The sequence below is a fragment of the Pseudomonas lactucae genome (assembly GCF_016937615.1).
Lineage (GTDB): Bacteria > Pseudomonadota > Gammaproteobacteria > Pseudomonadales > Pseudomonadaceae > Aquipseudomonas > Aquipseudomonas lactucae.
The window spans coordinates 1-9,249 of the sequence record NZ_JAFHKI010000156.1 but is presented as its reverse complement, the minus strand read 5'-3'; the positions used below and the strand labels follow the sequence as shown (position 1 = coordinate 9,249).

Sequence of the window (9,249 nt, the reverse complement as noted above, 5' to 3'; positions counted from 1 at the left end):
AAGCCCCTCCCACATTTGACGGTGTTCGCCATCAAATGTGGGAGGCGTCAGTCAGGTCAAGCGTTAACGTTCAGTCAACGCAAACTGCGTCAGGCAAAAAGTCGGAATCCCCATATCTTCCAGGCGCTGCGAGCCGCCCAGTTCCGGCAGGTCGATAATCGCCGCCGCTTCAAAGACCTTGGCGCCCATGCGCCGCACCAGGTTCGCCGCCGCGATCAAGGTGCCGCCAGTGGCAATCAGGTCATCGAATATCAGCACCGAATCACCTTCACACAGGCTGTCGGCGTGCACTTCCAGGAAGGCTTCGCCGTATTCGGTCTGGTAACCCTCGGCCAGCACGTCGGCCGGCAGCTTGCCCTGCTTGCGGAACAGGATCAGCGGCTTGTTCAGTTGGTAGGCGATGATCGAGCCGATCAGAAAGCCGCGTGCATCCATGGCGCCGATATGGCTGAAATCGGCTTCGACGTAGCGCTGGGCAAAGCTGTCGGCCACCAGGCGCAGGGCCTTGGGCGATTGGAACAGCGGCGTGATGTCACGGAAGATCACCCCAGGCTTGGGGAAATCGATGACGGGGCGGATCAGGGATTTGATGTCGAACGAATCGAAGGTCATCGTCGAAGAGTCCTGGGAGGAAAACGGACCCGGAGTATACCTGCGGCCTCGCCGGTTGGCGCGGCCGCGGGCGTCTGCTTCAGCCTTCCAGAGAACCGCCGGCCAGCGCGCACAGCTGGATCGGATCGAGGATATGCACTTCCTTGCCTTCGGCGGCCAGCAGTTCGTTCTGCTGGAAGCGCGTGAAGACGCGGGAAACGGTTTCCACCGCCAGGCCCAGGTAGTTGCCGATTTCGTTGCGCGACATGCTCAGGCGGAACTGGTTGGCCGAGAAACCACGGGCACGGAAGCGCGCCGACAGGTTGACCAGGAAGGTGGCGATGCGCTCATCGGCGGTTTTCTTCGACAGCAGCAGCATCATTTGCTGGTCGTCACGAATTTCGCGGCTCATCACGCGCATCAACTGGCGACGCAGTTGCGGCAATTGCAGGGCCAGTTCATCCAGGCGCTCGAAGGGGATTTCGCACACCGACGTGGTCTCCAGCGCCTGGGCCGACACCGGGTGAATCTCGGTGTCCATGCCCGACAGCCCGACCAGCTCGCTGGGCAGGTGGAAGCCGGTGATCTGTTCTTCACCGCTGTCGCTCAGGCTGAAGGTCTTCAAGGCGCCCGAACGTACTGCGTAGACGGAGTCGAACTTGTCGCCCTGGCGAAACAGAAACTCGCCTTTCTTGAGCGGGCGACCACGTTTTACGATGTCGTCCAGCGCGTCCATGTCTTCCAGATTCAATGAAAGTGGCAAGCACAGGGGCGCCAGGCTGCAATCCTTGCAGTGGGCCTGGCCGTGAGCGCGCAGTTTGGCTGGCTCGGACATTTCTTAGATCCTTGTGAAAAGCACACATAAGACGTAAGGGTACAGCACTCGAGGGCGGTGAGGCCAGCCTGTACAAAAAAGCCGACGCGGTATAAAGAAACCGAGAAAAGCGCCGATAGTCTGCTATCGACTCTCTATCATCAGGCATCGCTCATGCTCTCGTTAACCAGTAATCTGACGGCCAGTGTCAACATTCCTGCGTCGCAGGCGACCCAAGACAAGGCTGTGACGCCGAACGATGATGGCAGCGGCGTTGCCGAAAAGGCCAAACCTGGCGTTTCGGTCACGATCTCCGGTGCCGCGATGCAAGCGCAGACGGCGCAAAAAACCTCCAACAGCGACATCGACGACAGTGGCCTCTCGGATAACGTCAAGCAACTGCTGAAGATGATTCGTGAGATCAAAAAGCAGATCGCCGAGAAACAGGCCGAAATGGCTGCCGTGATGGCAGACCAGAGCCTCAGCCCTGAGCAGGCCAGGGCCAAGCTGTCCGGCCTGCAAGCGGCCTTGGGCGGGCTGCAGGCCGGCTTGATCACGGCTCAAACCTCCCTGGCCAAAGCCATGAAAGGCATGAGTGCCGGTGATGCGATCAAGGCGGCCGGCCTGGCAATGAAGTAACGCCTAGATCACCCGCGAGAACCGCTGCCGGTTCTGGTGCTCAAGGTAGGCGTCGAACACCATGCACACCGATCGCACCAGCAACCGCCCGGCAGGCAATACACGAATGCCCGTAGCGTCGAGCTCGATCAGGCCGTCGGTGGCCATCGCCTCCAGTTGCGGCCAGATTTCGTCGAAATACCCGCGAAAATCAATGTTGAAGGTCTGTTCGATCGGTTCGAAGGCCAGGTTGAAATTGCAGATCAACTGCTGAATCACTTCTCGCCGTAACCGATCGTCCGTGGTGCAGACCAGGCCACGGCTGGTGGCCAGTTGCGCGCCGGCCAGGGTGTTCTGGTAGCCATTGAGATCGCTGCTGTTCTGGCAGTAGAGGTCGCCGATCTGGCTGATCGCCGACACACCGAGCCCGATCAGGTCGCAGTGACCGTGGGTGGTGTAGCCCTGGAAATTGCGTTGCAGGGTGCCTTCTTCCTGGGCGATGGCCAGCTCGTCATCCGGCAGGGCGAAATGGTCCATGCCGATGTAGCGATAGCCGGCCTGGGTCAACTGCTCGATGGTGGTTTGCAGCATCAGCAGTTTTTCGGCCGGTGACGGCAGGTCGTCGGTGTTGATCCGCCGCTGGGGCATGAAGCGCTCAGGCAGGTGCGCGTAGTTGAACACCGACAGGCGGTCCGGTTGCAGCTTGATCACTTCTTCCACGGTGCGCGCGAAGTTGATCGGCGTTTGCTTGGGCAGGCCGTAGATCAGGTCGATGTTGATCGAGCGAAATTGCAGGGTCCGCGCCGCGTCGATCACCGCGCGGGTTTCTTCCAGGCTCTGCAGGCGATTGACCGCCCGTTGCACCTCGGGGTCGAGGTCTTGCAGGCCCACGCTGACACGATTGAAACCCAGCTCGCGGAGCAGGCCCATGGTGGCCCAGTCGGCTTCGCGCGGGTCGATCTCGATGCCGTAGTCACCGGAATCATCGTCGAGCAAGTTGAAGTGCTGGCGCAGGCAGGTCATGACCTGGCGCAGTTCGTCGTGGCTGAGAAACGTCGGCGTGCCGCCGCCGAAATGCAGCTGCTCCACCGGCTGTTTCGGGTCCAGGTGGCAGGCCACCAACTGGATCTCCTGCTCCAGGCGTTGCAGGTAGGCGTGGGCGCGGCCACGGTCCTTGGTGATCACCTTGTTGCAGGCGCAGTAGTAGCAAATGTTCGCGCAGAACGGCACATGCACATACAGCGACAACGGTCGCGCGGCCTTGCGGCTGTCGCGCAGGGCGTGAAGCAGGTCGAACGTGCCGACCTGGCTGTCGAATTGTACGGCGGTGGGGTAGGACGTGTAGCGCGGTCCCGCCAGGTCGTAGCGATGAATCAGATCGGTGTCCCAACGAATGGCGTCGAGCATGCGGGCGTCCCCCGGATAGGCTAGTGGGCCGAGTCTAGGGGCTGGCCGGGGTGGGCACCTTGATTTGCATCAACAGGCAGCGGCGCTATGCCACATGGCCGTTTAGTGGCCCATCAGCCAGTGCTGATGCGGCCCTGGCAAGGTCCATAGGCCAAACACCATCACCAGCAACCCACCGGCCATGCGCACGCTGCGTTTGCGCAATAACGCGGTCACGCGTTCGGCCGCCAGCCCGGTGGCCAGCAGTACCGGCCAGGTGCCCAGGCCGAAGGCCAGCATCAGCAGCGCACTGTCCAGCGCATTGCCTTGGCTCGCGGCCCAGAGCAGGGTGCTGTAAACCAACCCGCACGGCAACCAGCCCCACAGCGCGCCCAGCAGCAGGGCGCGCGGCAGGCTGGACACCGGCAGCAAACGGTTGGCGACGGGCTGGATATGCCGCCACAGTCCGCGCCCGAGGCTTTCGATGCGCGTCAGGCCGCTCCACCAGCCGGCCAGGTACAGGCCCATGCAAATCAACAGCACACCGGCCAGCACACGCATGAACAGGGCCGCCGGGCTATTGGCCACCGCCCAGCCGGCCAGGCCGATCAACAGCCCGGCCGTGGCGTAACTGAGGATGCGCCCCAGGTTGTACGCCAGCAGCAGGCGAAACCGGCGACTGCGTTGCTCCCTGGGAATCGCCAGGGTCAGCGCGCCCATCAGCCCGCCGCACATGCCCAGGCAATGGCCACCGCCCAGCAGGCCCAGGATCAGCGCGGAGACCAGCAACGGCGCCAGTTCAAGCATGGGGCGGGTCTTTGGGCGTGGGCGGTTGTGCCGGGCCGTTGGCTTCGTCGACGGCGGCCAGGTGGTTGGGGTCCTGGTCGTCGAACAGCACGCTGTGGGCCGGGCCGTCGAGGTCGTCGTACTGGCCGCTGTCCACGGCCCAGAAGAAGATGTAAATGGCGATGGCCACTATCAGCAGCGCCGCCGGAATCATCACGTATAAAGCTGGCATCTGCACTCCATGCCCGCGCGGCTCACGCCGGCAGCGGGCGGGTGATTGAGGGGGCACCGGTGGCCGGCGCGCTCGGCAGGCGGGTCAGGCGCAGGGCGTTGAGTACCACGGTCAACGAACTGATGGACATGCCGACCGCCGCCCAGATGGGGGTGATCCAGCCGAGGGCGGCAAACGGCAGCATCAGGCCATTGTATAGGCCTGCCCACAGCAGGTTTTCAATAATCACCCGTCGGGTGCGCCGCGCCAGGCTGAAAGCCTGCACCAACGCGTCGAGGCGGTTGGACAGCAGCACCGCATCGGCGCTGGTCTTGGCCAGGTCGGTGGCCGAGCCCATGGCCACGCTGATGTCGGCGGCGGCGAGCACGGGCACGTCGTTAACGCCATCGCCGAGCATCAACACCTTGCGGCCTTCCTTGTGCAGTTGTTGCAGCACGTGCAGCTTGTCGTCGGGGCGCAGGCCACGTGGGCCTCGTCGATACCCAGCTCGGCGGCGACGCTGGCGACCATCGGCGAGCTGTCCCCCGACAGCAGCAACGTACGCCAACCGCGCGCCTTGCAGGCAGCGAGCAGGGCGGGGGCGTCGCTGCGCAGGCGGTCGTCGAGCACAAACCAGGCGAGGGCGCCGTCGCGGTCGCCCAGCAGCAGCCATTGCCCGGCGTCGTCCGGTGATGCAGGGATCGGGCAACCACTGAGTTCACAGACAAAACCCGGCTGGCCGATGCGCAGCAAGCGTTCGCCCACACGCCCCTCCAGGCCCAGACCGGGGTACTGAGTACTTCATCGGCGGCAACGGCGCACGGCCGAAGGCGCGGGCAATCGGGTGTTCGGAGCGGTTTTCCAGAGCAGCCGCAAGGCTCAGGCAGCGGTCGCTGTTCAGCTCGCCCAATGGCCGGATCGCCCGCAGTGCCAGGCGGCCCTCGGTGAGGGTGCCGGTCTTGTCGAAAATCACCGTGTCGATTTGGTTCAGGCCTTCCAGCACATGCCCGCGGGTCAGCAACAGCCCGAGTTTGTGCAGGGTGCCGGTGGCGGCGGTGAGGGGCGGTCGGCGTGGCCAGGGACAGGGCGCACGGGCAGGTCGCCACCAGCATCGCCAGTACAATCCAGAACGCTCGCGATGCATCCAGCTGCCACCACAACAGGCCGATCAGCGCCGCGGCGATCAGCGAACACAACAGGAACCACTGTGCGGCGCGGTCGGCGATTTGCGCCAGGCGCGGCTTCTCGGCCTGGGCCCGTTCCAGCAGGCGCACGATGGCGGACAACCGCGTCTCCTGACCCAGGGCGCGCACTTCGACGGTCAGTGCGCCCTCGACATTCAGGGTGCCGGCAGTCACCGCATCGCCGACCTGGCGCGGCTGCGGCAGGTATTCGCCGGTGAGCAGTGACTCATCGATGCTGGACTGGCCGTCGAGGATCACGCCATCGGCCGGCAGCACCGCGCCCGGATGCACCAGCACGCGGTCGCCCAGCGCCAGTTCGCTCAACAGGATGCGCTCGCTCTGGCCATCGGCTTGCAAGCGCAGGCACGAAGCGGGCAGCAGGTTGACCAGTTGCGCCGTGGCGGCCGCCGTGCGTTCGCGGGCACGCCGTTCCAGGTAGCGCCCGGCCAGCAGGAACAGCGCAAACATGCCCACGGCATCGAAATACAGTTCGCCCACGCCGGTGATCGCGGTCCAGATCCCGGCCAGGTAGGCCCCGCCAATGGCCAGGGACACCGACACGTCCATGGTCAGGTGACGCGTGCGCATATCGCGCATGGCACCCTTGAAGAACGGCGCGCAGCTGTAGAACACGATCGGCGTTGTCAGAAACATCGCAACCCAGCGCAGGATCACATGCAGTTCCGGGCTCAGGTCGATATTGAATTCGGGCCAGGTGGCCATGGTCGCCATCATCGCCTGGAACCACAGCAGCCCGGCCACGCCGAGCTGGCGCAGGGCCAGGCGGTTTTCGCCGGCCAGTTGCTCGGCGGCGCGATCGGCTTGATACGGGTGGGCGGCGTAGCCGATATGGCGCAGTTCGCTGAGCAGTTGGCTCAGAGGTAGTTGCCCGTCGGCCCAGCGCACTTGCAAGCGATGGTTGGACAAGTTCAACCGCGCCTCGGCGACGGCGGGCAGGCGGCGCAGGTGTTTTTCGATCAGCCAGCCGCAGGCGGCGCAGCTGATGCCCTCCATCAGCAGGGTGGTTTCAGCCAGTTCGCCCTGGTGGCGCACGAAGGGTTTTTGCACGTCGGCGCGGTCGTACAGCGCCAGTTCGTCCACCAACTGCACGGGCAGCGTTTCGGGGTTGGCCGAGGCTTCGCTGCGGTGTTGGTAGTAGCTTTCCAGGCCGCCGGCGACAATCGCTTCGGCCACTGCCTGGCACCCCGGGCAGCAGAACTCGCGGCGTGCGCCGAGGATGTCGGCGGTGAACCGGCTGCCGGATGGGACGGGCAGGGCGCAGTGGTAGCAGGGGGTTGGGGTGGTCATTGTTTTGGATCTTGGTTGGCTGGGAGGGCCTCATCGGGGGCAAGCCCCCTCTCACAGGGGAACGCATTCCAACTGTGGGGGGGGCTTGCCCCGGATGCGCGAAGCGCGGCTTTTACTTCTTAAGGTCTTCGGCCCCCTGCAACGGCTCATCACCCAGCAGCAAGTCCTTGTCGTGGGTGACCTCTTCTTCCTCGAACAGGCGCCAGGTCCTGTCGCCTTCCACCCCCAGCAGTTCCACAAAGCGACGCCCCTCGACCTTGTCGGTGACCTGGCCGATGTAGCGACCGGGTTCGCTGTCGCTGCGGGTCAGGTTGACCTTGCGATCTTTCTGCGGCTGGGTCGGAGAAATCAGGTTGAGTTCCAGGGTATTCGGGTTGCTGTAGCCGCTGAGGTTCAGCTCGACTTCACCGGTCAGTTCATCCAAATGCAGCTTGGCGCGCAACTGCAGGGTCTGGGCCAGGCGTTCGCGGTCCAGGGAACGGTTGATGCCTTTGCCGGCCTCGTAGTAGTTGTCGTTGACCAGGTTGTCCGGGTTATTCACCGCGATGGTCACCATGGACAAGGTCAGAGTCACCGAGCAGGCGAGGATCCCAATGATGATCCAGGGCCAGAGGTGCTTGTACCAAGGGCTTGCGGCAGTGGTTGCGGGCATTCTCGTGTTCCCTGTTTAACGAACTTGTGGGCCGATGAATCGGCTCTTGGCTTCAATTTGGACGCTGGTGTCGTCGGCATCCTTGAGGATGAAGGTCACTTCGTTGGTGCTCGACGGCAGTTGTTCCGGTGCGCTCGACAGCTCCACCGGCATGCTCACGATGTCGCCGGCGGCCACTTTGATTTCGCGTCGCCCTTGCAGCTTGAGGTCCGGCAGGCCGGCGGCGTCGAGCACGTAGGTGTGGTCGCGCTGGTCCTTGTTCATGATCTTCAGGCTGTAGACGTTTTCGACACGGCCTTCGGCGTTTTCGCGGAACAGCACGCGGTCTTTGCTCACGTCGAAACCCACCAGCGGACGCATGAAGAATGCGCTGGCCAACAGGCTCATCATGGCCAGCAACACCAGGGCATAACCGATCAGGCGTGGGCGCAATTTGTGGGTCTTTTGCCCGGACAGGTTGTGTTCGGTGGTGTAGCTGATCAGGCCGCGCGGGTACTCCATCTTGTCCATGATGTTGTCGCAGGCGTCGATGCAGGCGGCACAGCCGATGCACTCGATCTGCAGGCCGTCGCGGATGTCGATCCCGGTGGGGCACACCTGCACGCACATCGTGCAGTCGATGCAATCGCCCAGGCCCTGGGCCTGGTAGTCGGCGCCTTTTTTGCGCGGGCCCCGCAGTTCGCCACGGCGTGGGTCGTACGAGACAATCAGGGTGTCCTTGTCGAACATAACGCTCTGGAAACGTGCGTACGGGCACATGTAGATGCACACCTGTTCGCGCAGCCAGCCGGCGTTGCCGTAGGTGGCGAGGGTGAAGAAGCCCACCCAGAAATATGACCAGCCATCGGCCTGGCCGGTGAAGAAGTCGAACACCAGTTCGCGGATCGGCGAGAAGTAGCCGACAAAGGTCATGCCGGTGACAAAACCGATCAACAGCCACAGGCTGTGCTTGCTGAATTTGCGCAGGAACTTGTTGGCGCCCATCGGCGCCTTGTCCAGCTTGATGCGTTGGTTGCGGTCGCCTTCGGTGACTTTTTCGCACCACATGAAGATCCATGTCCACACGCTTTGCGGGCAGGTATAGCCGCACCACACGCGGCCGGCGTACACGGTGATAAAGAACAGGCCAAACGCCGCGACGATCAGGATGCCCGACAGCAGGATGAAGTCCTGAGGCCAGAAGGTCGCGCCAAAAATAAAGAACTTACGCTCCGGCAGGTTCCACCACACCGCCTGGTGACCGCCCCAGTTCAGCCACACCGTGCCGAAGTAGAGCAGGAACAGACCGGCGCCGCCGAGCATGCGCAGATTGCGGAACAGGCCGGTGAAGGCACGGGTGTAGATCTTCTCGCGCGCAGCGTACAGATCGACAGTTTTACTCTCGGTTTTGGCAGGCGGGGTAACGTCATGTACCGGTATCTGGTTGCTCATCATTGCATCCCACGGCGGTGGAGATTTGCCTCGGCCAGTACGTGCCAACCGCGGTCAAATTAAGGGTCTTGCAGTGGCTTAATGATACGCCCCCGATGGTACGCCAAGGGTGCGACCTTTGGTCGCGTTGGGGGAAATCAATTGATGGTGTACGTGATCTGGATCAATTGACTTGGGAAGTATGGACGGTTTTGGCGGGCTCAGCCTTCAAAACACTGATATCCAATGTGGGAGGGGGCTTGCTCCCGATAGCGGTGGATCAGTGACA

At 63.1% G+C, this 9,249-nt stretch carries 8 protein-coding genes and 1 pseudogene; 1 reads left to right on the top strand and 8 read right to left on the bottom strand.

Annotation, left to right across the window (positions count from 1 at the left end; all coding sequences use genetic code 11):
• Nucleotides 1-63: 63 nt before the first annotated feature.
• Together JWR98_RS24845 and fnr are read right to left on the bottom strand one after the other, a co-directional pair.
• A complete protein-coding gene (locus JWR98_RS24845; protein ID WP_003175478.1) occupies nt 64-612 on the bottom strand; it encodes an adenine phosphoribosyltransferase in 549 nt (182 codons plus the stop codon).
• 79 nt (nt 613-691) lie between these two features.
• Nucleotides 692-1,426 (bottom strand): fumarate/nitrate reduction transcriptional regulator Fnr, encoded by a 735-nt coding sequence (gene fnr / locus JWR98_RS24840; protein ID WP_017527497.1) that lies wholly within the window; start codon nt 1,424-1,426, stop codon nt 692-694.
• A gap of 153 nt (nt 1,427-1,579) precedes the next feature.
• Between fnr and JWR98_RS24835 the strand changes: the two genes are divergently transcribed.
• A complete protein-coding gene (locus JWR98_RS24835) occupies nt 1,580-2,044 on the top strand; it encodes a hypothetical protein (RefSeq protein ID WP_078734211.1) in 465 nt (154 codons plus the stop codon).
• A gap of 3 nt (nt 2,045-2,047) precedes the next feature.
• Here the strand turns inward: JWR98_RS24835 and hemN are convergent, their stop codons facing one another.
• The 6 genes and pseudogenes from hemN to ccoG form a co-directional block, all read right to left on the bottom strand.
• Nucleotides 2,048-3,430, bottom strand: coding sequence for an oxygen-independent coproporphyrinogen III oxidase (gene hemN, locus JWR98_RS24830; RefSeq protein ID WP_078734210.1), 1,383 nt, complete (start codon nt 3,428-3,430; stop codon nt 2,048-2,050).
• A 102-nt stretch (nt 3,431-3,532) separates the two neighbouring features.
• The gene (locus JWR98_RS24825) at nt 3,533-4,216 is read right to left on the bottom strand and encodes a sulfite exporter TauE/SafE family protein (RefSeq protein WP_078734209.1); all 684 of its coding nucleotides are present in this window, start codon (nt 4,214-4,216) and stop codon (nt 3,533-3,535) included.
• Nucleotides 4,209-4,427 (bottom strand): cbb3-type cytochrome oxidase assembly protein CcoS, encoded by a 219-nt coding sequence (gene ccoS / locus JWR98_RS24820; protein WP_078734208.1) that lies wholly within the window; start codon nt 4,425-4,427, stop codon nt 4,209-4,211. Before ccoS ends, JWR98_RS24825 begins: the two co-directional genes overlap by 8 nt.
• A gap of 22 nt (nt 4,428-4,449) precedes the next feature.
• Nucleotides 4,450-6,898 (bottom strand): annotated as a pseudogene (locus tag JWR98_RS24815) (heavy metal translocating P-type ATPase).
• Nucleotides 6,899-7,010: 112 nt separating this feature from the next.
• On the bottom strand, nt 7,011-7,550 hold the full coding sequence (locus tag JWR98_RS24810; RefSeq protein ID WP_078734206.1) for a FixH family protein: 540 nt from the start codon (nt 7,548-7,550) through the stop codon (nt 7,011-7,013).
• Between the two features lie 15 nt (nt 7,551-7,565).
• Complete coding sequence (gene ccoG / locus JWR98_RS24805; protein WP_205491468.1) at nt 7,566-8,981, bottom strand: cytochrome c oxidase accessory protein CcoG; 1,416 nt, start codon at nt 8,979-8,981, stop codon at nt 7,566-7,568.
• Between the last annotated feature and the right edge of the window lie 268 nt (nt 8,982-9,249).